General features: G+C 65.6%; 28 protein-coding genes. 19 read left to right on the forward strand and 9 right to left on the reverse strand.

The window, feature by feature from the left end:
• Positions 1-2: 2 nt before the first annotated feature.
• The 5 genes from OIE68_RS38365 to rdgB all read left to right on the forward strand — a co-directional run bounded on the left by OIE68_RS38365 (position 3) and on the right by rdgB (position 4,063).
• A complete protein-coding gene (locus OIE68_RS38365) occupies positions 3-965 on the forward strand; it encodes a cysteine synthase (protein WP_327095785.1) in 963 nt (320 codons plus the stop codon).
• 123 nt (positions 966-1,088) lie between these two features.
• The gene (locus OIE68_RS38370) at positions 1,089-1,805 is read left to right on the forward strand and encodes a rhomboid family intramembrane serine protease (RefSeq protein ID WP_327095786.1); all 717 of its coding nucleotides are present in this window, start codon (positions 1,089-1,091) and stop codon (positions 1,803-1,805) included.
• A 69-nt stretch (positions 1,806-1,874) separates the two neighbouring features.
• Positions 1,875-2,639 carry a cyclic nucleotide-degrading phosphodiesterase gene (locus OIE68_RS38375; protein ID WP_327095787.1) on the forward strand — a complete coding sequence of 255 codons (765 nt, stop codon included), beginning with the start codon at positions 1,875-1,877 and terminating at the stop codon, positions 2,637-2,639.
• Between the two features lie 42 nt (positions 2,640-2,681).
• Complete coding sequence (rph, locus tag OIE68_RS38380; protein WP_040687192.1) at positions 2,682-3,452, forward strand: ribonuclease PH; 771 nt, start codon at positions 2,682-2,684, stop codon at positions 3,450-3,452.
• Entirely contained in the window at positions 3,452-4,063 is a 612-nt protein-coding gene (gene rdgB, locus OIE68_RS38385) for an RdgB/HAM1 family non-canonical purine NTP pyrophosphatase (RefSeq protein ID WP_327095788.1), read from the forward strand. Before rph ends, rdgB begins: the two co-directional genes overlap by 1 nt.
• Positions 4,064-4,609: 546 nt before the next feature.
• Here rdgB and OIE68_RS38390 read toward each other — a convergent pair.
• From OIE68_RS38390 to OIE68_RS38400, 3 genes are all read right to left on the reverse strand, one after another.
• Positions 4,610-4,909 (reverse strand): DUF3817 domain-containing protein, encoded by a 300-nt coding sequence (locus tag OIE68_RS38390; RefSeq protein ID WP_327101974.1) that lies wholly within the window; start codon positions 4,907-4,909, stop codon positions 4,610-4,612.
• A gap of 71 nt (positions 4,910-4,980) precedes the next feature.
• Positions 4,981-5,436 carry a transcriptional regulator gene (locus OIE68_RS38395; protein WP_327095789.1) on the reverse strand — a complete coding sequence of 152 codons (456 nt, stop codon included), beginning with the start codon at positions 5,434-5,436 and terminating at the stop codon, positions 4,981-4,983.
• 50 nt (positions 5,437-5,486) lie between these two features.
• On the reverse strand, positions 5,487-6,362 hold the full coding sequence (locus OIE68_RS38400) for an oxidoreductase (protein WP_327095790.1): 876 nt from the start codon (positions 6,360-6,362) through the stop codon (positions 5,487-5,489).
• Between the two features lie 47 nt (positions 6,363-6,409).
• Between OIE68_RS38400 and OIE68_RS38405 the strand changes: the two genes are divergently transcribed.
• The 6 genes from OIE68_RS38405 to OIE68_RS38430 all read left to right on the forward strand — a co-directional run bounded on the left by OIE68_RS38405 (position 6,410) and on the right by OIE68_RS38430 (position 11,380).
• On the forward strand, positions 6,410-6,592 hold the full coding sequence (locus OIE68_RS38405; protein WP_327095791.1) for a hypothetical protein: 183 nt from the start codon (positions 6,410-6,412) through the stop codon (positions 6,590-6,592).
• Positions 6,589-6,822, forward strand: coding sequence for a hypothetical protein (locus OIE68_RS38410; protein WP_327095792.1), 234 nt, complete (start codon positions 6,589-6,591; stop codon positions 6,820-6,822). Before OIE68_RS38405 ends, OIE68_RS38410 begins: the two co-directional genes overlap by 4 nt.
• Before the next feature lie 55 nt (positions 6,823-6,877).
• Positions 6,878-7,525, forward strand: a complete 648-nt coding sequence (locus OIE68_RS38415; protein ID WP_327095793.1) for a PadR family transcriptional regulator — start codon at positions 6,878-6,880, stop codon at positions 7,523-7,525.
• A gap of 222 nt (positions 7,526-7,747) precedes the next feature.
• Positions 7,748-8,956, forward strand: a complete 1,209-nt coding sequence (locus OIE68_RS38420; protein ID WP_327095794.1) for an FAD-dependent oxidoreductase — start codon at positions 7,748-7,750, stop codon at positions 8,954-8,956.
• 106 nt (positions 8,957-9,062) lie between these two features.
• Positions 9,063-9,827: an ABC transporter ATP-binding protein gene (locus OIE68_RS38425; protein WP_327095795.1), complete on the forward strand. Its 765-nt coding sequence runs from the start codon at positions 9,063-9,065 to the stop codon at positions 9,825-9,827.
• Positions 9,812-11,380 (forward strand): hypothetical protein, encoded by a 1,569-nt coding sequence (locus tag OIE68_RS38430; protein WP_327095796.1) that lies wholly within the window; start codon positions 9,812-9,814, stop codon positions 11,378-11,380. The genes OIE68_RS38425 and OIE68_RS38430 overlap by 16 nt, the downstream gene beginning before the upstream one ends.
• Before the next feature lie 169 nt (positions 11,381-11,549).
• On the opposite strand, the gene OIE68_RS38435 is transcribed toward OIE68_RS38430, so the two are convergent.
• Entirely contained in the window at positions 11,550-12,356 is an 807-nt protein-coding gene (locus tag OIE68_RS38435) for a helix-turn-helix transcriptional regulator (protein WP_327095797.1), read from the reverse strand.
• 123 nt (positions 12,357-12,479) lie between these two features.
• Here OIE68_RS38435 and OIE68_RS38440 point away from each other — a divergent pair, with 123 nt between their 5' ends.
• Genes OIE68_RS38440 through OIE68_RS38450 form a run of 3 tightly spaced genes read left to right on the forward strand, consistent with a single transcriptional unit; the run spans position 12,480 to position 14,328 of the window.
• Positions 12,480-12,923, forward strand: a complete 444-nt coding sequence (locus OIE68_RS38440) for a hypothetical protein (protein ID WP_327095798.1) — start codon at positions 12,480-12,482, stop codon at positions 12,921-12,923.
• Entirely contained in the window at positions 12,920-13,312 is a 393-nt protein-coding gene (locus OIE68_RS38445; protein ID WP_327095799.1) for a cupin domain-containing protein, read from the forward strand. The genes OIE68_RS38440 and OIE68_RS38445 overlap by 4 nt, the downstream gene beginning before the upstream one ends.
• Positions 13,309-14,328, forward strand: coding sequence for an NAD(P)-dependent alcohol dehydrogenase (locus tag OIE68_RS38450; protein ID WP_327095800.1), 1,020 nt, complete (start codon positions 13,309-13,311; stop codon positions 14,326-14,328). The genes OIE68_RS38445 and OIE68_RS38450 overlap by 4 nt, the downstream gene beginning before the upstream one ends.
• 6 nt (positions 14,329-14,334) lie before the next feature.
• On the opposite strand, the gene OIE68_RS38455 is transcribed toward OIE68_RS38450, so the two are convergent.
• Together OIE68_RS38455 and OIE68_RS38460 are read right to left on the reverse strand one after the other, a co-directional pair.
• Positions 14,335-14,559: a hypothetical protein gene (locus tag OIE68_RS38455; RefSeq protein ID WP_327095801.1), complete on the reverse strand. Its 225-nt coding sequence runs from the start codon at positions 14,557-14,559 to the stop codon at positions 14,335-14,337.
• Positions 14,560-14,594: 35 nt separating this feature from the next.
• Complete coding sequence (locus OIE68_RS38460) at positions 14,595-15,374, reverse strand: HNH endonuclease family protein (RefSeq protein WP_327095802.1); 780 nt, start codon at positions 15,372-15,374, stop codon at positions 14,595-14,597.
• A gap of 622 nt (positions 15,375-15,996) precedes the next feature.
• On the opposite strand from OIE68_RS38460, the gene OIE68_RS38465 reads away from it, so the two are divergent.
• On the forward strand, positions 15,997-16,869 hold the full coding sequence (locus OIE68_RS38465; protein WP_327095803.1) for a haloalkane dehalogenase: 873 nt from the start codon (positions 15,997-15,999) through the stop codon (positions 16,867-16,869).
• 84 nt (positions 16,870-16,953) lie between these two features.
• Positions 16,954-17,847 (forward strand): RNA polymerase sigma factor, encoded by an 894-nt coding sequence (locus OIE68_RS38470; RefSeq protein WP_327095804.1) that lies wholly within the window; start codon positions 16,954-16,956, stop codon positions 17,845-17,847.
• A 4-nt stretch (positions 17,848-17,851) separates the two neighbouring features.
• Here the strand turns inward: OIE68_RS38470 and OIE68_RS38475 are convergent, their stop codons facing one another.
• Entirely contained in the window at positions 17,852-18,739 is an 888-nt protein-coding gene (locus tag OIE68_RS38475; protein WP_327095805.1) for an oxidoreductase, read from the reverse strand.
• A gap of 70 nt (positions 18,740-18,809) precedes the next feature.
• On the opposite strand from OIE68_RS38475, the gene OIE68_RS38480 reads away from it, so the two are divergent.
• Together OIE68_RS38480 and OIE68_RS38485 are read left to right on the forward strand one after the other, a co-directional pair.
• On the forward strand, positions 18,810-19,409 hold the full coding sequence (locus OIE68_RS38480; protein ID WP_327095806.1) for a TetR/AcrR family transcriptional regulator: 600 nt from the start codon (positions 18,810-18,812) through the stop codon (positions 19,407-19,409).
• Between the two features lie 30 nt (positions 19,410-19,439).
• Positions 19,440-20,264, forward strand: a complete 825-nt coding sequence (locus tag OIE68_RS38485; RefSeq protein WP_327095807.1) for a thioesterase family protein — start codon at positions 19,440-19,442, stop codon at positions 20,262-20,264.
• A 4-nt stretch (positions 20,265-20,268) separates the two neighbouring features.
• Here OIE68_RS38485 and OIE68_RS38490 read toward each other — a convergent pair whose 3' ends face one another.
• The gene (locus OIE68_RS38490; RefSeq protein ID WP_327095808.1) at positions 20,269-21,417 is read right to left on the reverse strand and encodes a TDT family transporter; all 1,149 of its coding nucleotides are present in this window, start codon (positions 21,415-21,417) and stop codon (positions 20,269-20,271) included.
• Positions 21,418-21,487: 70 nt separating this feature from the next.
• Here OIE68_RS38490 and OIE68_RS38495 point away from each other — a divergent pair, with 70 nt between their 5' ends.
• Positions 21,488-22,396 (forward strand): LysR family transcriptional regulator, encoded by a 909-nt coding sequence (locus tag OIE68_RS38495; RefSeq protein WP_327095809.1) that lies wholly within the window; start codon positions 21,488-21,490, stop codon positions 22,394-22,396.
• On the opposite strand, the gene OIE68_RS38500 is transcribed toward OIE68_RS38495, so the two are convergent.
• Complete coding sequence (locus OIE68_RS38500) at positions 22,393-23,043, reverse strand: phosphate signaling complex PhoU family protein (RefSeq protein ID WP_327095810.1); 651 nt, start codon at positions 23,041-23,043, stop codon at positions 22,393-22,395. The two genes, OIE68_RS38495 and OIE68_RS38500, sit on opposite strands and share 4 nt — an antisense overlap.
• Between the last annotated feature and the right edge of the window lies 1 nt (position 23,044).

Below are 23,044 nucleotides of genomic sequence, written 5' to 3' on the forward strand. Positions count from 1 at the left end.
CAGTGGCGCGCTACGAATCGCTGATCGCGACCCTCGGCAACACCCCGCTGGTCGGGCTGCGCAACCTGTCTCCGCAGTGGGACGGTGACCATCCGGTGCGGCTGTGGGCCAAGCTCGAGGACCGCAACCCGACCGGTTCCATCAAGGACCGGCCCGCCCTGCGGATGATCGAACAGGCCGAGGCCGACGGTCTGCTGACGCCCGGCTGCACGATCCTGGAGCCGACCAGCGGAAATACCGGAATTTCGCTGGCCATGGCGGCCAAGCTCAAGGGCTACCGGTTGGTCTGCGTGATGCCGGAGAACACGTCGGTCGAGCGGCGTCAGCTGCTGACCATGTTCGGTGCGGAGATCATCGATTCCCCGGCCGCGGGCGGTTCGAATCAGGCGGTCGCGCTGGCCAAGCAGATCGCGACGGAGAATCCGGACTGGGTGATGCTGTACCAGTACGGCAATCCGGCCAATGCCTTGGCGCACTATGAGACCACCGGCCCGGAAATCCTCGCCGACCTGCCCGAGATCACGCATTTCGTCGCGGGTCTTGGCACCACCGGCACGCTCATGGGTACCGGCCGCTTCCTGCGCGAGAAGGTGCCCGGCATCGAAATCGTCGCGGCCGAACCGCGCTACGGCGAACTCGTGTACGGACTGCGCAATATCGATGAGGGCTTCATTCCCGAGCTATACGACGAGTCGGTGCTGACCACTCGTTTTTCGGTCGGTCCCTTCGATGCGGTGAAGCGCACGCGCGAGCTGGTGTTGGAAGAGGGCATTTTTGCGGGCATTTCGACCGGCGCGATTCTGCATGCGACGCTCGGTGTCGCGCGCAAATGCGTGCGTGCGGGCACGCGGGCGGATATCGCCTTCGTGGTTGCCGACGGCGGGTGGAAGTACCTGTCCACCGGCGCATACGACGGGACTCTCGAAGAGGCCGAGGAACGCCTCGACGGCCAGCTCTGGGCCTGAGTTTCGAGCGCTCACGTCTGTATCACCGGCCGTTTGGTCGCGATTCGCCCCGGTACTCTCGAAAGAGCGAGTCCCTTGTCGCATATCGTCGGCGTCCGGGCCTCGCTCCACGAGGAGGTTGCGATGACCGGCGGTTCGGGAATCGGTTCGTCGTTCGATCCGGAGCGGATCGCCGCACTACGCGCCCAACTGGGACAACCGAGCGCGTCGACTCCCGGTACACCGGCCAAACCGAATAGCTTCGCCCCGGTCAAACAGCTCTGGTTGCGCGCGGGCATCATCATCACCGCATTCGTCGCACTGCTCTACGGCATCGAAGGCGTCGACGAGCTCGACCACAACCAACTCGATTACAACGGCATCGAACCGCGCGAGGCGGACGGTCTGTGGGGCATTCTCTGGGCCCCGGTCCTGCACCACGGCTGGGACCACCTGTTCGCCAATACGCTTCCGGTTATCGTCCTGGGCTTCATCACCCTGCTCGCGGGCATCGGGCGGGGGATCGCTGCCACCGCGATCATCTGGATCGTGGCCGGAGTCGGCGTCTGGCTCACCGGCGCCACCGGATCGGTGCACCTCGGCGCGTCGTCGCTGATCTTCGGCTGGCTGACCTTCCTGATCTCGCGCGGCTGGTTCGCCCGCAATCTCGTGCAGATCGGCATCGGCCTGGTCGTACTGGCGATTTACGGGTCGGTGCTGTGGGGTGTACTGCCCGGACAGCCCGGAATCTCTTGGCAGGGGCATCTTTTCGGGGCAATGGGTGGAGTGCTTGCCGGCTGGGTACTCTCTGGTGATGCACGCCGAAACCGTCGCGAGGATCGAGCCGGAGTCAATGCGTAGTCGCGCGGCTCGCAGTGGAATGTGGGGGATCGGTTCTTGAGCGGGAATTCGTCGTGGCAGCATGGGGGAATGCGCCTTACCGTCCTCGGGTGCTCGGGCAGTGTGTCCGGCCCGGACTCCCCAGCGTCGGGGTACCTACTGACCGGGCCGGATATGTCGCCGGTGGTCATCGATTTCGGACCCGGCGTGCTCGGCGCATTGCAGCGCTATGCCGATCCCGGTGAGGTCGATATCTTCCTCACGCATCTGCATGCCGATCACTGCCTGGATCTGCCCGGACTGCTGGTCTGGCGGCGCTACCACCCGACACCACCGGTGGGGCAGGCAATTGTGCGCGGTCCGTCCGATAGCGCGGTGCGCATCGGCAATGCCTCCGCCGAGATCGGCGGTGAATGCGACGACTGGTCAGACGTCATCGATCACCAGACGTGGGTCGAGGGCAAGGCCGTCGAATTCGGTCCTGGCCATACGGTGCTCGCGCGTCGGATGTATCACCCGCCGGAGTCGTACGGGCTGCGCATCGCGACCGCGTCCGGGCGGACCTTCGTCTACACCGGCGATACCGCGATGTGCGATGCGGTTCTCGAACTCGCGCAGGGTGCCGACCTTCTCATGTCGGAGGCGTCGTGGACGCACGATCCGGCCAACCGGCCCCCGGGCATTCATCTCTCCGGGACCGAGGCGGGCATTATCGCCGCGCGTGCGGGCGTGAAAGAGTTGCTGCTCACCCACATTCCGCCGTGGACCTCCCGCGAAGACGTGATCGCCGAGGCGAAGGCGCAGTTCTCCGGACCGGTGCATGCCGTCGCACCGGGCGAAACCTTCGACATCTGACCGGTTGCCGCGCGCGGTAAGCCATGTGACTAGGCTTGGCGCGTGTCGAGACGAGCCGATGGCAGGGCGGACGATGAGCTCCGCGAGGTACGGATCACCCGTGGCTTCACCACGCATCCAGCCGGTTCGGTGCTGGTGGAATTCGGGCAGACCCGGGTGATGTGCACCGCGAGCGTCACCGAGGGCGTGCCCCCGTGGCGTCGCGATTCCGGACTCGGCTGGCTGACCGCCGAATACGCGATGCTGCCCGCGGCCACGCACACCCGCAGCGGGCGGGAATCGGTGAAGGGCAAGGTCGGCGGGCGCACCCAGGAGATCAGCCGGTTGGTCGGCCGGTCGCTGCGCGCATGCATCGACCTGGCGGCCATCGGCGAGAACACCATTGCCATCGACTGCGATGTGCTGCAGGCCGACGGTGGCACCCGGACCGCGGCCATCACCGGCGCGTACGTCGCGCTCTCGGATGCGGTCACCTACCTCGGCGCGGCGGGCGGATTGGCCGACCCGCAGCCGATCTCGTGTGCGATCGCCGCGGTGAGCGTCGGCGTCGTCGACGGCCGGGTGCGGTTGGACCTGCCGTACGAAGAGGATTCGCGCGCCGAGGTCGATATGAATGTGGTCGCCACCGATACCGGCACCCTGGTGGAGATCCAGGGCACCGGTGAAGGCGCGACCTTCCCTCGCTCTACCCTGGACAAGCTGCTCGACTCCGCACTCGCGGGATGCGACCGGCTGTTCGCCATCCAGAAAGAGGCGCTCGCACTGCCGTATCCGGGTGTGCTGCCGCAGCCTGCCGAGTCGAAGAAGAAGTAATGTCGCGCCGCGTCCTGGTCGCTAGTCGCAATGCCAAGAAGTTGAACGAACTGCGTCGGATCCTCGCCGACGCGGGTATCGCGGGCATCGAGATCGTCGGACTCGGCGATGTGCCCGCCTACGACGAGGCGCCCGAGACCGGCGCCACCTTCGAGGAGAATGCGCTGGCGAAGGCGCGCGATGGTGCCGCTGCCACCGGATTGCCCTGTGTCGCAGACGATTCCGGGATCGCGGTGGATGCGTTGAACGGGATGCCCGGTGTGCTGTCCGCGCGCTGGTCCGGGATGCACGGCGATGATGCGGCCAATAACGCGCTGCTGCTCGCGCAACTCGGTGACGTTCCGGACGAGCGGCGCGGTGCACAGTTCGTTTCCACCTGCGCGCTGGTGGTGCCCGGCGGCACCGAGATCGTGGTGCGCGGTGAATGGCCCGGTGCGATCGGCCGGAAACCGATGGGCGACGGCGGTTTCGGCTACGACCCGCTGTTCATTCCGGCGGGCGGCGATATCACCGCTGCTCAGCTGACCCCCGCCGAGAAGGACGCCGTGTCCCACCGCGGTCGCGCGCTCACGCAACTTCTCCCTGCGCTCGCGGCCCTCACCGAGTCCTGAATCAGCCGCACCCTTGATCGGGATCCCTTGGGGCCCCGCGATGAGTGTGGATCCGGCGATGAGTGCGCATCTGCGATGGTACGGATCCTGCGACGGGTGCGGGTCCTGCGACGGGTGCGGGTCCTGCGACGGGTGCGGGTCCTGCGACGGGTGCGGGTCCTGCGACGGGTGCGGGTCCTGCGACGGGTGCGGGTCCTGCGACGGGTGCGGGTCCCGCGACGGGTGCGGGTCCCGCGATGGGTGCGGGTCCCGCGATGAGTGCGGGCGCCTCGACGGGTACGGATCTTGCGACGGGTGCGGGCCCCGCGACGGGGTGCGGATCTTGCGATGAGTGCGGATCCTGCGACGGGTGCGGACCCGCGACGGGTGCGGGCGCCGCGATGAGTGCGGGCCGCGATGAGTGCGGGCCCCGCGATGAGTGCGGATCTCGCGATGAGTGCGGATCTCGCGATGAGTGCGGGCCGCGCGACAGGTGCGGAAGCCACTACGAGTGCGGATCCCGCGACGGGTGCGGGGGCTGGGAAAGTGGTGGCGTCCGGGGCTCGGTCAGAGGTTGAAGTCTTGTTTGACCTTGTTCGCGTTGACGTGTTCGACGAAGAAGGACAGCAGCGGGATGGTGCCTGCGATCAGGGTGCCGACGGTGCGCGGGATCGGCCAGCGCACCTTGACCGCGAGGTCGGCGGTGACCAGTAGGTAGACGAAGTAGACCCAGCCGTGCACGACCGCGATCCAGTTCGGGGTGTGCATGTCGAAGCCGTACTTGGCGATCATTTCACCGGTGAGCAGCAGCAGCCACAGACCCGTCGTCCAGGCGAGCACGCGGTAGCGCAGCAGCGCGGGCTTGATTTTCGCGACGTTTGTGGCCGTCGGCTCTGGTGTGAGCGTCGCGGCGGATTCGGTCGAGTTCTCGCTGGTGGTCAACCGGCGCTCCTGTGTGTGTCGTGGGCGAGGCCCGCGTCCCGGACGTGTTGGTCGATATCTTGTGCGTGCAGCTCGGCCAGATACTTGTTGTATTGGGCGAGCACCGGATCATCGTCGCGGGCAGCCTTGGGCCGCTCGGGCAGCAGTCCGGCCGGAATCTCGCGCGGCGCATCGACTTTCGCGGGTCGGCGCGCCTTCGCGGGAGCGGGTTCGGCTTCCGGCTCCTCATCCGCTTCGGATTCCAGCCGCACGAACCGGAAGTACGCGAAGACCGCGAACCCGGCGAACAGCGGCCACTGCAGTGCGTAGCCGAGATTCTGACCGGTGCCACTCGCGGATTCGAACCGCTCCCACTGCCACCATCCCAATGCCAGGCAGGCGAGGGCGGCCACGATCACCAGCGCGATGAGGGCCGGGCGATTGTGTGCCGAGCGGCGAGGTGGAGCGGACACGCATACCACGGTACCCGTCTACTACACGGTACGTAGGAGCAGGTAGGGCCTCAGAACTTGTAGGTGATCCCGGTCATGCGCTCGGATTCCTCCCACAGGCGGCGCAGCAGTTCCGGATTGTTCGACAGCTTGCTCGACGGCGAGGGCTCGACCGGGCCCTGGCTCTGGAACAACCGGTTCGGACCCCAGTAGGTGGTGGGGTCGGCATCGGGCATGGTGGCCGCGAACAGCGTGGAGTGGGCGGCCTTGGCCGGGGGATGGCCGATGATGCGGATGAAGGGCTTGCTGATCCGGTCCAGTGGGGTTTCGGTTCTGGCGAACAAGTCGGTCGCCGAGACGCCCGGGTGCACCGCGTAGGAGCGCTTGTCGGAGCCCGCTTCGGTCAGTCGCCGCTGCAGTTCGCGGGCGAACATCAGGTTGGCCAGCTTGGACTGGGCGTAGGCGAGATTGCGCTGGTAGCGGCGGTTCTCGTAGTTGAGATCGTCGATCCACAGCTTCGGGGTCTGCTTGTGCGCGATGCTCGCCAGGCTCACCACCCGGTCCCGGAGGCGATCCAGCAGCAGCCCGGTCAGCGCGAAATGTCCGAGGTGGTTGACGCCGAACTGGGTTTCGAACCCGTCCTTGGTGCGGGAGAACGGAATGTTCATCAGACCGGCATTATTGATGAGCACATCGAATTCGCCGGTCTTGTCGGCGAATTCGCGTACCGATGCCAGATCCGCCAGATCCAGTTGCTCGACCCGGACGTCGCCGTCGATCCGGTCGGCGATCGGCTGCGCCTTCGCGACATTGCGGCAGGCCATGATCACGGTGCCGCCCTTGCTCGCCAGCGCCGTGGTGGTCTCGACGCCGAGGCCGCCGTTGGCTCCGGTGACGATGAATGTGCGCCCACTCTGGTTGGGCATATCTTTCGGGTTCCACGCCATGAGCCGACCTTACTTCGGAGTAAGTTTCGGGGGAAGAGTGACACGCAATGCGGGGGCCGATCGGTCCGCGCATTCTCGCGGATTCGGGCAGCGGGCTGACTCGCGGCGAGGCCTGGGCGTTGGGGCAGGTCTATATGCATATCCGTATCCGGGGGACGGCGACAGTGGATGCGATCGCGCAGCGGCACAAGGTGCCGGACGAGGTCATCGAACCATCTACGACCGGGTGATCGGCCGCGGCTATCTCACCGAAGACGGTGCGGGACTGCGACTTACCGACACCGGACAGACCGAGGTCGATCTGATCCAGGCGTCGTGGCGGCGCTGGCTCGACACCAAGCTCGACGATTGGGACTGCGCCGATCCAGCCGACCGCGCGCTGCTCGATCAGGCCCTGGAGAACATCGCAGCCAAGCTGCTCGACGAAGAGACCAGAGAGCGTGAGCCCGTCCGAGCCTAGTACTTGTGCCCGAATACTCGTCGACGTATATTCGTAGACGAGTAAGGAGGTGTCCATGGCCACGAAGCGCAAGGTGAACAATCTGCTGGCGCTGGCGGTGCTCGCGACCGTCATCGAACGGCCGATGCACCGCTACGAAATCGCCTCGCAGATGCGTGAGCGCGGCAAGGACCGCGATATGGACATCAAATGGGGCTCGCTGTACACCGTCGTGCAGAACATGGAGAAGGCGGGCTTCCTCGAGGTCGTCGGCAATGAGCGCGACGGTGCTCGGCCGGAACGCACGATCTATGCGATAACCGATGCCGGTCGCGCCGAAATGGCCGACTGGACAAGGGAATTGATTGCCGAGCCGGCACCGGAACATCATCGGTTCACGGCCGGACTCTCCGTCGTGGCGGCACTGCCGCCGGATGAAGTCGTCGAGTTGCTCGGCCGGCGCATCGACGCGCTGGGTCGCATCATCGAGGCTGCGCGCCGAGAACTCGATCAACTCGCGGCCGCCAATCTGCCCCGGCTGTTCGTCGTCGAAGCCGAATACGGTGTGGCGATGCTGGAGGCCGAGGTGGCATGGGCCGCGTCGCTGCGTGACGAGATCGCCGCGGGTGACTTCCCGGGCGTCGATCTCTGGCGGCATATGCATGCTTCCGGCATGACGCCCGCCGAGGTCACGGAGTTGGTGGAAAGGGGGATGAAGGAATAGTCCCGCTCTCGACCCGGTACGCACCGGGCGGAGTGATTTGTAGAGACCAGGCCCGGCGGGGTGCGGCAACACCGCCGCCGAGCCCGATGTAACCGTCTCGAACCGCGTCCGCATGCACGCACCCGGCCTCGAGGCTGGCAACCACAGGATAACTGGGTGTGCGATGAGACGGCCGGTTCGGGCTTCGAAGAAACCCGTATCGCACATAACTGGAGAACACCCATGTCCAAAACAGAAACGGCCATCGTTATCGGCGGAGGTATCGCCGGACCCGTCACGGCCACCGCATTGCACAAGGCGGGCATTGCCGCTCGCGTCTACGAGGCTTATCCGGGTCCTACCTACGGCATCGGCAGTGGGCTGGCATTGGCACCGAATGGTGTTGCCGCCCTCGACATTGTCGGTGCCGGTGACCTCGTTCGTGAGATAGCGAGTCCGATATCGCATACCCAGCTGTCGGTCGGCGGCAAAGTGCTGCGGATGCCCGAAATGCCAGACGTTCCGTCGTTGAAGATGGTCGACCGCAACGAATTGCACCGGACGCTGCACGATCACGCGGTCGCCGCCGGCGTTCCTTTCGAGTACAACAAGCGACTCGTGCGCGTCGAGGAGGACGCGGACGGTGTCACCGCGTATTTCGCCGACGGCAGTAGTGCAACCGCCGATGTGCTGATCGGCGCGGACGGTATTCGATCCACGGTGCGCGGTCTCATCGACCCGGATAATCCGGGACCGGAGTACACCGGGATGATCGGATTCGGCGCGATGCTCGACAGTGATTTCGGAATTCAGCCGGAGACAATGGTTTTCGCATTCGGGAAGAAGGCGTACTACCTCTACGGAGCCGTCGACGGCAATAAGGTCATGTGGGGTGCGAATCTGCCGCACAAGGAGTACCTGTCGCTGACCGAGGCGCGCGCGATTCCGGCCGAGCACTGGTTGGCCATCCTGCGTGAGACCTACGCCGAGGACACCCCGGGCGGCGAATTCGCGCGCAGGACCACCGCGGAAACCTTGGAAACGACTGGGGCACTGCACATTATGCCGCCGGTGCCGACCTGGTATCGGGGGCGCATGGTGCTGGTCGGCGATTCGGTGCATGCGCCGTCCAATAGTTCGGGTCAAGGGGCGTCGCTGGCCATCGAGAGTGCGGTGCAGCTGGCGCGCTGTCTGCGGGACCTGCCGGATCACACCTCGGCCTTCGCCGCCTATGAAGGGGTGCGGCGGCCGCGGGTGGAGGGTGTCGCGGCGCGGGCGCGCAAGATCAACCACAGCAAGACGCCGGGGCCGGTGGCCCGCCGGATGATGTCCATGCTGATGCCGCTGCTGATCAAAGGGATGAACCCGGAGAAGACCATGGGTGTCGAACAGCGGTATCGGATCGATTGGGATGCGCCGGTGCAGCAGGAATTGGCGACTGTGCAGGCGTAGGACTGGTGCTGCCTGCCTCTTCCAGGGGCAGGCAGCATGATTTTCGAACCCGATGGCCGATTCGTCCGTAACGTAGGAGATGGGAACCGAACACCAGGGGGGATAGATGGTGCATACCGATCCTGCACTGCAGCTGACCGGGCTTTATAAGCGATTCGGCGGTCCGTGGGTGGTCGACGATGTCGGCCTCACGGTGCCGCCGGGCTCGTTCTTCGGGCTGGTCGGCCCGAATGGTGCGGGCAAGACGACCACCTTGTCGATGGCCTGCGGGCTGTTACGGCCGGACACCGGACAGGCGCGGATCTTCGGCGTCGATGTGTGGGCCGATCCGATCGCGGCGAAGACCTTGGCAGGCGTATTGCCGGATGGGCTTGCGCTTCCGGAGCGCCTGACGGGCCGAGAACTGTTGACCTACACCGGTTTACTGCGCGGACTGCCCGCGAATACAGTGGCCGAACGTGCCGAGGAATTGCTCGGAGTTTTCGAATTGACCGGTGCCGAACGGACTCTCGTCGTCGATTACTCCGCGGGCATGCGCAAGAAGATCGGATTGGCGACGGCACTGCTGCACGCGCCGAAACTGCTGGTGCTCGACGAACCGTTCGAGGCCGTGGACCCGGTATCGGCGAGCACGATTCGCACCATTCTGCAGCGGTTCGTCGCGGCGGGCGGTGCGGTGGTGCTCTCGAGTCATGTGATGGCGCTGGTGGAGAATCTGTGCGATCGGGTCGCGGTGATCACCGCCGGGCGGGTGGTGGCCGCGGGCACGCTCGACGAGGTGCGCGGCGACAGCACCTTGGAGACGGCGTTCGTACATCTGGTCGGCGGCCGGGTCGGCGGGGAGGACGGGCTGTCGTGGTTGGCGTCCTGATTCGGATGCGGTTGTTGCTGACCAAGCGTGCGCTGGGTAATGGCTGGCAAGGTGTCACGTTCGTCAGCGGTGTGATCATCGGGCTTGTGTTCGCGCTCGGCACAGCGGGTCTCGTTGGATTCGGGGTCCGGGACGGTGATGTGGCCGGTGGCATCACGGTGGCCGCCGCGTGGTTCGGGATATGGACGCTCGGCTGGCTGTGCGGTCCGGTATTGATGGGCAGCAGCGATGAGACCGTGCAGCCCGAACATCTGCGGCTGTTGCCGCTGAGTCATCGGCAGTTGGCCATCGGGTTATTGGCGGCGGCCTTCGTCGGGCCCGCGCCGGTGATCAATCTGCTCGCCTTCTCCGGACTGATTGTGCTTGCAGCGCAACTGAGTTGGGGTGCGGCCGCAGTGGCGCTGGTCGGTGTGGTGCTGCAGTTGATATTCGTGGTGGTGCTCTCGCGGGTGGTGCTGGCGTGGATCGGTGCCGCGATGCGTTCGCGGAGGGGGCGCGATCTCGGGGTGCTGCTCGCCGGTCTTGCCGGGTTGGCCTATTACCCGATGAGTTTCTTGCTGAATCATGTGGATTCGGTGCGTGAATCGGCACCGTGGTTGGCGAATGTGTTGCGCACCTTGCCATCCGGGTGGGCACCTGTTGCGGTGGGGGCAGCTGCGCGCGGTGATTGGCTGGTGGCGCTTGGCGCGTTGGGCGGATTGCTGGCCTTGACGGCGGTGCTGTGGCAGGCATGGTCGGTGCTGTTGCGGCGACGGTTGACCGCGCCGCTGGATTCGATATCCGGCACGGGCGGGCGTGGGATGCTGCTGAGTCGGGTGCGGACGTCCGGGCCGGTGGGTGCGGTGGTGGTCAAGGAGTTGCGGACGTGGTCTCGCGACAGTCGACGCCGGGCGGCGCTATTGCCCGTGCTGCTGGTGGGGGCTCTGCTGCCGGTCTTTCCGGCAATACAGGGCAACGGCTCGGGCGGTGCGGTGTTCGCGGGTGTGAGTGCCGCGTGGTTCGCGGGCTTGGCGGCCAACAATCTCTACGGCTACGACGGAACCGCGCTTTGGCAGACATTGGTGACGCCCGGCGCGGTGCGCGCCGATGTGCGGGGGCGACTGCTGGCCCTGCTGTTGGTGATCGGCCTGCCGTCCGTGCTGCTGGCCGTGGTTTTGCCGGGTGCGCTCGGCCGCTGGTCGATGTACCCGTGGACGCTGTCGCTGCTGTTCGCTGTGCTCGGCGTCGGCGCGGGTTCGGCCGTTTTCCTGTCGGTAACCGCGCCCTACCCGCTACCGCCGCGTACCGGAAATCCCTTCGCGTCCTCCGGAAATCCAGGCTGCGCAAAGGCTTTGGTGCAAGTCGCCACCAGCCTTGGCCAACTGGTCGCGGTGATCCCGGTCCTGATCGTGCTGATCATCGGCCTAGCTCTCGACCTGACCGCCGTACTGTGGCTTGCCCTGCCGGTCGGGATCGCGATCGGGATCATCGGAGCAGTGGTCGGTGCACGTCTCGCCGAAGAGCGGTTGTCTGCCCGTGGACCGGAGGTCCTTGCTGCTGTGCAGCCGCGTTGAGATGGGCACGTCGGATTCGCGCCGTTGCCAAAACTTCGCGATCTGTCGGCGCATCGGCCCCGGCGCGGTTCTGAGCGGCCGGGTGCTGACGCGGGCGCCGGTTGCCCGGATGAGGACGGCTGCTGCGTCGTCGCCTCCGGCGCTGAGTTCACATCGGCGCGACAAGACGCTAGTTGGCTTGTGCTCGGCGCTGTTCGGAGCGGCGGCGGAGGAATTCGGCGGTTCGGTCGTCCGCGGGGAGGAAGGCTTCCAGGTGGAGTTCGGAGAGGGTTATGTCTACGGCGGTGGCGAAGCTGGTGATGGTGGTGATGAGGCGGAGTTCGCCGTCGGGGCTGGTCAGGCGTAGGGGGACGGCGAAGCCGAGGTGGTCGGGGCCGGGGGTGGCGGCGGGGAGGTAGCTTTCGAGTTCGGCGATGAAGTCGTCGAGGTGGGGATCGGGGCTGCGCAGGGCCTTGCCGCGCAGGCTTTCGGTGACGTGGCGGCCCCATTCGGGCAGATTCAGCACGCGTTGTGCCAGGCCGTCGGGGTGCAGGGCGAGGCGGAGGACATTGATCGGCGGGGTGATCAGTTCCGCCGCGGAATCCTCGGTGAGGATATCGAAGGCGGCATTGGCGGCGACCAGTCGGCCGTATGGGCGGGTGACGACCGCGGGATAGGGCAGGTGGCCTTCGAGAATGCGTTCCAAGGCGACTCGCACTGGACCCAATTCCGGTGTGTCCAAATCGGATTCGGGAAAGATCGGGGCATACCCCGCGGCGAGCAGCAGTGCATTGCGCTCGCGCAGCGACAACTCCAGCGATTCGGCCAGCCGCACCACCATGGTGCGTCCCGGACGTGAGCGCCCCTGCTCCAGGAAGCTCAGATAGCGCTGGCTGGTGTCTGCGCGAATCGCCAGATCGAGCTGGCTCACATGTCGCTGCGTGCGCCAGTGCCGCAACTGCTGAGCGAACGGATTCGGCTCCACCACTGTCGTCATGAATCCAGTGATATCCGACCCGCGGTGTCCGCGCCATTCCCTGAAGGGAATCACCGCACCCGCATCGGCTTCATTCCCTGGAGGGAATCGCGCCGCGGCGCCGCTCTCGCAAAACTCGGTGCCATGAGCAAGCAATTGAATGACAACGACCTGATCCGCTTCGCGGAGCGCTACATGGCCCAATGGAACGAATCCGATCCGGCGATCCGCCGCAAGATGATCGAGGAGATCTGGGCACCCGCCGGTTCTCAAACGCTGGTCGACCCACCGGTGGAGATCCGCGAGGCGGCGGCGAACCTGAACTTCGCCGTCCCCGCTCTGGAAGTGCGCGGCCACGACGCAATGGAAGCCCGGGTGTCCCGCGCTTACGAGATGTTCGTGGCACCCGGCGAGTACACCTTCGAGGTAGGCGCCGCGACCCGGCTGCCCGCCGGTCTGATCGGCCTGCCCTGGTCGATGATTTCGCGCACCGACGGCTCCGTCGCGGGCGGCGGTTACGAGGTGATCGGCCTCGACCCCGAGGGCCGCATCACCTTCGACCACCAATTCATCGAAGGCGTGCGGTGACCGACGGAGCGACCTTGCGGTTCAGCCGGATAGTGCGCACCGAGGACGGCGGCTCCCGATTCGTCGATGCCGAACTCGCACTGACCGGTCGAACCCTCGCCGCAGGCGTACCCGCGATGGCCGTCGCCGGAATGTCGGCGGCGGCAACCGTAACCTACTTGCGCAGTGCGCAATTCGACAGCGAACCACATCCCGCTCCGGCGCAGCAGTGGGTCGTGATGCTGCGCGGCGTAATCGAAGTGACGACGACCGACGGTGCTCAGCGCAGATTCGGGCCCGGCGACTTAGTCCATGTCGAGGACACCGACGGCCGCGGCCACATCACCACCGGTATCGGAGAAGCGCCCTTCGAGGCGCTGTTCGTGCCTACCACAGGAAGCAGATCATGAAAGCCATTGCCTACCAACTTGATCCACTACATGGCCTCGCGGGTTTGACCGTCCGAGACCAGGAGTTGCCGCAGCCGGGACCGAATCAGGTGGTCATCAGGGTGCGTGCGGCCTCGCTGAACCGGCGCGATCTCATGCTGATGGACGGCATCTACCCGCTGCCCGCCACACCGGGCATCATTCCGCTGTCCGACGGTGTCGGTGAGGTCATCGCCTTGGGCGACAACGTGACTCGCGCCACGCTCGGCGACCGCGTGACCGCGTCGTACTTCGTGCGGTTCATCAATGGCCCGCAGCGGCTGGCGCATGTCGCCGAACAGTACGGCGCCAACTACAACGGGATGCTCGCCACCTACGCGGTGATCGAAGAGGATTCGGTGGTGCATGTGCCCGAACATCTCACCGATATCGAGGCGGCCACGCTGACCTGCGCGGGCGTCGTCGCATGGGCCGCGCTGACCACACCGGTACCGGTGTCTGCGGGCCAGACGGTATTGACCGTCGGTAGCGGTACCGTCGCGCTGTTCGCCGTGCAGCACGCGAAAATGCTCGGCGCACGGGTCATTTCGATCACCTCCGGCCTGGATAAGGCCGAGCGGCTGCACAAGCTCGGCGCCGACGAGACCATCGACCGCAACGCGACGCCCGACTGGGACGAGAAGGTGCTCGAACTCACCGACGGCCACGGCGTCGAACATGTGGTGGAGGCCGTCGGACTGCCCACCCTGTCGAAATCGGTGCGCTCCGCCGGTTACAACGCGATGATCACCATGATCGGCGCATCGCAACTGCCGAAGGGAGAAGCATTCGAGAATCCGTTCGTCGGACCGTATCTCGCGATCCGCCGGATCGCGGTCGGCAGCCGGGACGATTTCGAGGCGATGAACCGCACCATCACCGCACACCGCATGCGTCCGGTCATCGATCGGACATTTCCGCTCGACCAAGCGGTGGAGGCCTACCGCTACTTCCGCGAGGACAATCCGTTCGGGAAGGTCGTCATCACCATGCCGTAGCCCGGATCAGGCCTCGAACGGCACGGTATTGCCGGCCGCATCGCGGGTTCCGGTGGTGGCTTCGATGGCGGCCGCCAGCTCGGCGACGGTGGCCCAGGTCCGCGGCGGTTCCGCCTCGAGATTGCCGATGGTGTACCAGGTCTCGGTTTTGCGATATCGGACCAGACCTCTACCCGTCGCATCGACGGTCACATCGAGCTCGCCGGAGACCGTCCCTTCCTCTTCGGTCATGACGGCCGCCTTGGCGGAAATCTCAATGATGTCGCTTATTTGAACTCTCCTCGACTGACGCAGTCGGCGACTGCGTTGCGCAGTGCGGTGTGTTCGGCGGGATCAACGTTCAGCGCATATTTTACTTTGATCTTGACGTAATGCTCGAGATAGCCACACCGGAATTTTCCCGGCGGCAAATAGTTCGCGACGTCCTGGTCACCCTTGGACCTGTTGGCCGAAGGATCGGAGGCGATCAGATTGACGGCGTCGTTGGCGATCCGGCGGCGGGTATCTTCATCGCGCTTGTTCGCACCCGAACGCCATGCCTCGGCCAACGGCACGATGTGTTCGGCATCGACACCGGCCGGGTCGGTAATGAACTTGTACGGCTTGAGTTTCCCGGTCTTCGAATCCAGGACCCCGTACTGGTCTTGCCAGCCACCGCCGCGACCGATCGTGAGTTCACAGGTCTTCGGGTCGAGTTTGACCGAGCCCGTCGCGTCGCGGAGCATCATCACGTCACGGCTGGTGCATTTGCTGTACTGCGCGAGATCGGGGCCGAAGCCGTGCTCGGGCTTATTGGTATCCCAGTGCGGGAACTTCTCCCGGCTGTAGCCTTCCATCGACTCTTCGGGCGCATCGACGAGCTGACCGAGCAGGCCGTTGATGTCTTTGCCGGATACCGTCGCGGCATTCGCCGGTCCGGATCCGTTGCCGGCCTTACTGGTCGACTCGTCGATAGAGGAACAGCCAACGGCGACAACGACAGCCAAGACGATGGGTGCACAAACAGCGAGTACGCGACGCGCGGTGCGGGACGACAACCACTTCACAAAAATCGAACTTCCTAGCCTCGCACCGATGAATTTGTCGGGCGTCAAGCTACCTGCGGCCGATCGTCCCGTATGTGATTGTCGCGTATGAGGTTCGGCACAGCTAGTCGAAGAACGCACGGTGTGGCAAGGGGACTCGACGGTAGACGCAGAACCACCCCTGACTCGGCGTGCCGGCGCCGTTCCAGGGGTGGTCGTGTCACGAATGAGCTCGTGCGCGGCCGAACGAACGGGCCGGTTGTCCAGGCCGGATGATCCGTTCTCGCGGCGCCACGAGGCTGATGAGGGAAGTCTCGTCGTGCCGTGTCGTACTGCGGATAACTCCTCGTGACGGTCTGTGTGAACTTCATTGTTCTTACGTAGAGAGACAGTAGATCATTCCATATTCCTTTGCAATCGCTTTACTTAAGTCTGAGAATCTCCTGAATGGCGCGTCGGGCGGGTGAAACATGTACTGCTCACATACGGAAGTCGGGTTTACCTGCGGTTGCGGCGAGATCGGCTGTGCGCGCGGGATTCGAGTAGGTGACGAGCGTCACATTCAGTGGCGGTCACAGCGGGGCCGGAACGTGTGTCCAAACCGGGTGCAGGCATAAAGCCGGATCCAGGAAGGACCCACATCATGGCTACCGTCGACGTTCTCGACTCATTCATCAACTACACCGACCTCGGTACCGGTTCGGTACCGGTGGTGTTCCTGCACGGCAACCCGACCTCATCGCACCTGTGGCGCAATGTGATCCCGCACGTGGCCGATCAAACCCGGGTGCTCGCACCGGATCTGATCGGGATGGGTGCGTCCGGGAAGCCGGACAGTGCTTACCGCCTCGCCGATCACGCCCGCTATCTGGATGCCTGGTTCGACGCACTCGGCCTCGACCAGGTCGTCATCGTCGGCCACGACTGGGGTGGCGCACTCGGTATGCACTGGGCGACACGGCATCCCGAGCGCATCCGCGGCGTCGCAGTGATCGAGACGTTCCTGCGGCCGATGCGCTGGGAGGAACTCCCGCCGCTCGGCGCCGAACTGTTCCGGAAATTCCGGACGGCCGAAGGGGAGCGAATGGTGCTGGCGGAGAATATGTTCATCGAGTTCAACCTGCCGAAGGGCATTGTCGATCTGAAGCCGGAAGATCACGATGCGTATCGCGCACCCTTCCCGACGCCGGAATCACGCAAGCCGATGTTGGCCTGGTCGCGTGAATTTCCGCTGGCAGGCGAGCCCGCCGATGTGGTCGCGCTGGTGGAGAACTACGACCGGTGGGCGGCGGACTCGCCGCAGGTGCCCAAGCTCATCATGGCGCTCGACAATGGCGTCGGCCTCGGTTCGCCGGAGGTGATCGCCTGGGCTGCCGAGACGTTCGCCAGCGCTGAGGTCGTCTCCGTCGGCGAGGCAGGACATCACGCTCCGGAGGATCAGCCCGATGCCATCGGGACCGCGGTCGCGACGTGGTTGCGTGCGCACTCGCTGACGGCGGCGACCGCGAGTGCATGAGCCGGGTGCGCCGCGCGGGTGAGAGTTACTCGCGCGGCGCGCATAGGACTTGCGTAACGCCGGATACCGCCGAAGGATTGTGCGGTGGAACCCGAGCTATCGCACCCCGACGCGCCCACGGCTGAATCCGTCGAGACAACGGAGGGCATCGCTCGGGAGCGGGAATTGGTCGATCGGGCGATTGCCGGTGACGGAGCCGCCATCTCGGATGTGGTGCGGCGGCTACAGGATCCGCTGTACCGGCTGGCGCTGCGCATGGTGTGGCGGCCCGCCGAGGCCGAGGACGCGACACAGGAAATCCTGCTGCGAGTGGTCGGCAATCTCGCGACGTGGCGGGGTGAGGCCAAGCTGCTGACCTGGGCCTATCGGATCGGCGTCAATTATCTGCTGAACCTGAAGCGCCAGACACCGCAGGAGGCGGCACAGCTCAGCCTCGACACTTACCGCGACGGATTGGCGGACGGGCTCGCCGCCGAGGACTATCGCGGACCCGAGGCCGAGCTGCTCTCCCATGAGGTGCGGTTGAACTGCACTCAGGCCATGTTGCAGTGCCTGGCCCGCGACGAGCGAGTCGCGTTCGTACTCGGTGACGTTTTCGAACTCGGGTCCGCCGAAGCCGCCTGGATTCTGGGTATCACCGCCCCCGCCTTCCGAAAGCGGTTGGAACGAGCCAAGAAACGCATCGGCACATTTTTGAATGCGACCTGCGGAGTGGCCGAGCCCGAGGCGTTCTGTCGCTGCTCCCGTCGGGTGGACAAGGCAGTGGCGCTGGGGCGCGTCGATCCGAAGCGACCGGTATTCGCTCGACATGCGGTGAGTACGGGCGGCCGCAGCGTCACTGAGGCCGAACAGCAGATGATCCGATTGCACGACGCCGCGGCGGTAATCCGGCTGCATCCCGATTACGCTGCGCCGCAGGCGAAAATGGATGCGATCGCCGGACTACTGACTTCGGGCAGATTCCCGATGCTCGACTGAACGATTACGCGGTGGCCGGAAATCGCACATCGGTCAGTTCTTCGGATTTGGTCCACAATGCCGCGGCGAGGTCGGCATTCGCGGCGTCTGTGCTGCGGCCGACGACCTTGGGGTGACCGCGCATTTCGCCCCAGCCGTCCGGGCCGACGTAGCTTCCCGGCGGCAGCTCCTGGCTGGCGGCGAACAGGGTGGGCAGCGCGCCGAAACTCGCATCCTGGGCGAGCAGCTTGTTGCCCACCCGCATGGCCTCGTGCAGGATCCGGTTGCCGGAATGGCCCTGCAGATTCGTTGCGGCCCAACCGGGATGGGCGCTCAACGCGAGTCGGGATCCGGATTCGGTGAAACGCCGCTGTAGTTCGAGGGTGAACAGCAGATTGGCGAGTTTGGACTGCCCGTAGGCGGCCATGGAGTTGTAGGTCCGGGCTTCCCAGTTGAGGTCGTCGAGGTCGATGCTGCCGCGGCGGTGGGCCTGCGAGGAGACGGTCACCACGCGGTCGGTGATATGGGGCAGGAGGAGATTGGTCAGCGCGAAATGGCCGAGGTGATTGGTGCCGAATTGGCGTTCGAAACCGTCCTTCGTGCGTCCGGCGGGGACCATCATGATGCCCGCATTGTTCACCAGCACATCGATATCGCCGGACCAGTCCGCGGCGAAGCGGCGAATCGAGGCCAGGTCGGCGAGGTCGAGTTCGCGCACCTCGGTGCGGCCCGACATGCTCTGCGCCGCCTGTTCGCCGCGCGCGATATCGCGCACCGCGAGCACAACGCGGGCGCCGACGCGGGCCAGTTCACGGGCCGTCACCAGGCCGATCCCGCTGTTGGCGCCGGTGACGACGACGGTGCGGCCGTCGAATCGGGGCAGATCTGCGGATGTCCACTTGTGGTTCGTCATAGCGCAAATGTAGGCAGTGACAACAAAGTAGTCAATGCCAACAATGGGTATCGGATATTCTGCAGCAACCATGACCTTTGTCCGCTCCCGCTCCTATCACCACGGTGACCTGCGCGCCGAGCTGCTCCAGCGCGCTGAGACCACGCTGCGCGAGGCCGGTGTGGACGGGCTTTCATTGCGTCAGCTCGCCCGCGACCTCGGGGTCAGTCATGCCGCGCCGAGCAGGCATTTCCGGGATAAGCAGGCGCTGCTCGACGCGCTCGCGCTTGTCGGTTTCGATCGGCTCGCCGCGGTCTACAGCCAGGTCGACCCGACCGGATCCCTTTCCGAACGGCTGCATGCCGTCGCGCGTGCCTATCTGAATTTCGCGATCGACAATCCGGCGTTGCTCGCGCTGATGTTCGCGCGCAAGCACAGTCCGACCTCGGGCGCGGAGATGGCGGCGGCGGTCGGGCGCGCGTTCACCGTGCCCCTCGCCTTGATCGCCGAGGGGCAGGCGCGTGGCGAAGTCGTTGCCGGCGATCCGATGCGGGTCGGGATTGCCGCTATCGCGGCACTGCAGGGATTGGCGACGTTTGCCGGGTCCGGGTTCATCGAGGCTGAGCACGTGGACGCGGCACTGGCCGAAACGATTACCCAGCTGATCTATGGTCTGCGCCCCCGCGATTGACCGGCGCGCCTACCTACTCGAGGAGAACAGATGACTTCGACCATTGCCGCACGGCATGCCTTCGACAGCGCGGTCGCGCTGACATTCGACGGTGCCGGAAACTTCAGCGGTCGGACGACTCCCGAGTACGGCAATATGGTCGGCCCGTTCGGCGGCATCACCGCGGCAACCATATTGCGTGCGGTACAACAACATCCGCAATGTCTCGGTGACCCGATCTCGCTCACCGTCAACTTCGCGGGCCCGATCGCCGAGGGGCCCTTCACCATTGCGGCGCAACCGGTGCGGACCAATCGCAACACCCAGCACTGGACGCTGTCGATGAGCCAGGACGGCATCGTGACCACCACGGCCACCGCGGTTTTCGGCACCCGCCGCGAGACCTGGACCGCTACCGAAGCCACCGCGCCCGCCGCCCCGCCGCCGGACACCGTCGAGCCGGATGCACTGCCCGAATTCATTGCCTGGGTGGACAATTACGAGATGCGCTTCATCGAGGGCGGTATCACCCAACTCGACGGCGCTGCGGCACAACCGACTTCCACCACGACGCTCTGGGTCCGCGACCGGCCCGCGCGCCCGCTGGACTATCCGGCGCTCACCGCGCTGAGCGATGTGTTCTTCCCGCGGGTGATGCTGCGACTCGGCCGCGTCGTCCCCGCCGGAACCGTCACGCTGACCGTGTATTTCCACGCCGATACCGACCGCCTCGCCGCCCAAGCCGATCGCCCGCTGCTGGCCACCGCGCGCTCCCAGCATTTCGGCAAGGGGTTCTTCGATCAGTCGGCCGAACTCTGGGCGCACGACGGTGGGTTGCTCGCGACGAGCCATCAGCTGGTGTACTTCAAGGCCTGACCGATCAGGCCGGTCGGAGCAGCGGCCCGGTAAGTACACCGCGAACGGTCTTGGCTGCGACGACGGCCCAGGCGCTGACCAGTCCGACATACAGCGCGACCGCGGCGACGGCGAAGAGATCCGCGCCGGTGTGGGCGCAGAGCACGGTGCTGCCGGTAATACAGGTGCCCAGCGGGAAGGTGAAGCCCCACCAGGTCAGGTTGAACCGCAATTCGCCTGCGCGAGCGGTCTTTACGGTGACGGTGGTGGCCAGCGCCACCCACAGCATCGCGAATCCCCAGGTGCAGACGCCGAAGATGACCGAGAAGACGGTCAGCCCCTTGGCATAGAGGTCGGGCAGTGCCGAGGGACCGGCATTGGCGAGCAGGCCCGCGGCCGTGACGGATTGGCCGAGCGGGCCGAGCACGAGCCAGAGGGTGGGCACCATGCCCGACTGCGGGATGCCGCGGTGTACCAGGCGTGACCAGATCATCGTGGTGATGACCAGCGCGGCGATCAGGCTCAGGCCGAACATGGCCAGGCACAGCAGGATCATGGTGAGCCGCAATTGGCCTTCGGGCAGATATGGGACCAGCAGTGCGCCCAATGCGGCCGACACCATCGGCGGCACCACGGGCATCAGCCAGCCACCGAAGGCGGCATCGGGCTCGATGTGGTGGTAGGTGAACATCCGGTAGGGAATGGCGACGGCGGTAAGCAAGCCGAGCGCGGTGCCGAGTGACCACAACACCCAATCGATGGTGAGTGCGGCATCGAGACCGATCACCTCGCGGCCGAGCAGCAGGGTGCCCCCGCCGACGGTCACCAGTGCCATCGGCGGTGCGCCGTAGAAATGCGCCATGACCGGGTGATCCTTGTGGCTGCGGGCCTGCTCCGGATAACGCACCCAGTGCACGACCCAGGCGGCACTCAAAGTCACCAGCAGCAGTGCGGCCAGCGCCCAGACGACCGTCGCCGCGCCGCGCAGACCAGGAAACTGCAGCGGCAGCGTGGCGGCGGCATTGGCGACAATGCCGGTACCCATTACGGCGGCGAACCAGTTGGGTCCGAGGTACCGCAGCGAGCGGGAAGCGACGCGTTGGGTCGCCTCGTGTTCGAGCTCGCCGAGCAGATGCCACGGGGGTGCGGGGCGGAAGGTTGCTGTGGCGGTCATAAGTCCAGGTTCGTCGGCTCCGGCGGTGTCGAGTAGCCACCGCCTTCCTATGGATGCATAGACTCGTTCTATGCCTCTGTCGCCGCGTGTCCCCGATCTGGCCGCGCTCGACCTGCTGCTTTCGGTCATCGAACTCGGCAGTCTCGGACGCGCTGCGCAGGCGCACGGCATCAGCCAGCCCTCGGCGTCCTCCCGCATCAGCTATCTGGAGAAGTTGGTCGGCATGCCGGTGCTGGAGCGCACCACCCTCGGTTCCCGGCCCACGACTGCCGGGGCATTGATCGCCGAATGGGCGCGTGGGGTCGTCGATGCAGCGGAGCAATTGGATGTGGGCATCGACACCTTGCGCGCCGAGCGTGATTCGCACCTGCGGGTGGCGGCAAGTCAAACCATTGCCGAATACCTGTTCCCGGGCTGGCTCATGTCCCTGCGCACCACCGCACCCGATACCGCGATCGCGCTACAGTCCGGCAATTCCGTAGATGTCGCGCAGGCGGTGCTCGACGGCAAGGATGCCATCGGCTTCATCGAGAGCCCACGTAATTTCCGTGGGCTGGAGAGTCATATCGTGGCCCGCGATCAGCTGGTCGTCGTGGTCGCCCCGCAGCACCGCTGGGCCAGGCAGGGCTCGGTCGACCTGGCCGAACTCGCTCGAACCGCGCTGATCCAACGCGAACCCGGATCGGGTACCAGGACCTGGTTCGAAAATGCTGTCGCGCGGGCCACTCCGGGTTGGGAACCCACGGTCGCGCTGGAACTGTCCTCCACCACCGCGATCAAAACCGCGGTCGCCTCCGGCGTCGGTCCCGCCGTCCTCAGCTCCCTGGCCGTAGCCGCCGAAATCGCCGCGGGCACTCTCGTTTCCCCGACCGTCACCGGCCTGGATCTGACCCGAACGCTGCGCGCGGTCTGGCCGGCGGGCCATCGCCTCACCGGCCCCGCCCGCGACCTCTACACCATCGCCCGCCGCACTTCCTAGCCGGCGTCGGAGATCTGGGCCGTCGGCGGAATTCCGGTGTCCAGGAAGCGGATCAGGCGATCGATGCGGGTGGTGTGGTCGATACAGCGTTCGAGGCTATTGCCCACCAGCGCGATATCGATGGCGGTCTCGGTGGCGGTTCGCTCGATCAGGGCCGAGTGGAGTTGTCGCTGGAGTTGATCCATTGCGGGGGTCCCGGATTCGGGGGTGACAGGTTGGCGGCCGGTGGCAACCGATTCGCCCGCGAGGGCGGTGTGGTGCGCGGCCAGCCGACCCATGGCGGTGAGGATATCCATAAGGGGTTGGGGTGCAACGGGTTCCGGATGGTACTTGTAGACCTGATCGGCGACGCGGCTGATCAGCGAGCCGATCCGGGACAGTTCACCGGCGATCTGGATGGCGGTGACCACATGCCGCAGGTCGCGCGCGACCGGAGCTTGCAATGCGAGCAGCACCACGGTCCTGGCCTCGCAAGCGGAGTACATCTTCTGTAGCTGCTCGTCGATCGCGAAGGCCTCATAGGTGGCGGCGAGATCGGCGTCGCCGAGCGCGGCAGTGGCACGCTCGGCGGCATCGTGGGCGAGCCGACACATGAGCGTCAAATCATTGGTCAACGCGATGAGCTCGCGAGTGAACTGGGTCCGCACT

The organism is Nocardia vinacea (genome assembly GCF_035920345.1).
Taxonomy (GTDB): Bacteria; Actinomycetota; Actinomycetes; order Mycobacteriales; family Mycobacteriaceae; genus Nocardia; species Nocardia vinacea_A.

Coding starts and splice junctions, on each gene's coding strand:
- OIE68_RS38370 (WP_327095786.1), top strand. CDS start 1,089: ATGACCGGCGGTTCGGGAATCGGTTCGTCGTTCGATCCGGAGCGGATC.
- OIE68_RS38375 (WP_327095787.1), top strand. CDS start 1,875: ATGCGCCTTACCGTCCTCGGGTGCTCGGGCAGTGTGTCCGGCCCGGAC.
- rdgB (WP_327095788.1), top strand. CDS start 3,452: ATGTCGCGCCGCGTCCTGGTCGCTAGTCGCAATGCCAAGAAGTTGAAC.
- OIE68_RS38400 (WP_327095790.1), bottom strand. CDS start 6,362: ATGGCGTGGAACCCGAAAGATATGCCCAACCAGAGTGGGCGCACATTC.
- OIE68_RS38405 (WP_327095791.1), top strand. CDS start 6,410: ATGCGGGGGCCGATCGGTCCGCGCATTCTCGCGGATTCGGGCAGCGGG.
- OIE68_RS38415 (WP_327095793.1), top strand. CDS start 6,878: ATGGCCACGAAGCGCAAGGTGAACAATCTGCTGGCGCTGGCGGTGCTC.
- OIE68_RS38420 (WP_327095794.1), top strand. CDS start 7,748: ATGTCCAAAACAGAAACGGCCATCGTTATCGGCGGAGGTATCGCCGGA.
- OIE68_RS38425 (WP_327095795.1), top strand. CDS start 9,063: ATGGTGCATACCGATCCTGCACTGCAGCTGACCGGGCTTTATAAGCGA.
- OIE68_RS38435 (WP_327095797.1), bottom strand. CDS start 12,356: ATGACGACAGTGGTGGAGCCGAATCCGTTCGCTCAGCAGTTGCGGCAC.
- OIE68_RS38440 (WP_327095798.1), top strand. CDS start 12,480: ATGAGCAAGCAATTGAATGACAACGACCTGATCCGCTTCGCGGAGCGC.
- OIE68_RS38450 (WP_327095800.1), top strand. CDS start 13,309: ATGAAAGCCATTGCCTACCAACTTGATCCACTACATGGCCTCGCGGGT.
- OIE68_RS38455 (WP_327095801.1), bottom strand. CDS start 14,559: ATGACCGAAGAGGAAGGGACGGTCTCCGGCGAGCTCGATGTGACCGTC.
- OIE68_RS38465 (WP_327095803.1), top strand. CDS start 15,997: ATGGCTACCGTCGACGTTCTCGACTCATTCATCAACTACACCGACCTC.
- OIE68_RS38475 (WP_327095805.1), bottom strand. CDS start 18,739: ATGACGAACCACAAGTGGACATCCGCAGATCTGCCCCGATTCGACGGC.
- OIE68_RS38480 (WP_327095806.1), top strand. CDS start 18,810: ATGACCTTTGTCCGCTCCCGCTCCTATCACCACGGTGACCTGCGCGCC.
- OIE68_RS38485 (WP_327095807.1), top strand. CDS start 19,440: ATGACTTCGACCATTGCCGCACGGCATGCCTTCGACAGCGCGGTCGCG.
- OIE68_RS38490 (WP_327095808.1), bottom strand. CDS start 21,417: ATGACCGCCACAGCAACCTTCCGCCCCGCACCCCCGTGGCATCTGCTC.
- OIE68_RS38495 (WP_327095809.1), top strand. CDS start 21,488: ATGCCTCTGTCGCCGCGTGTCCCCGATCTGGCCGCGCTCGACCTGCTG.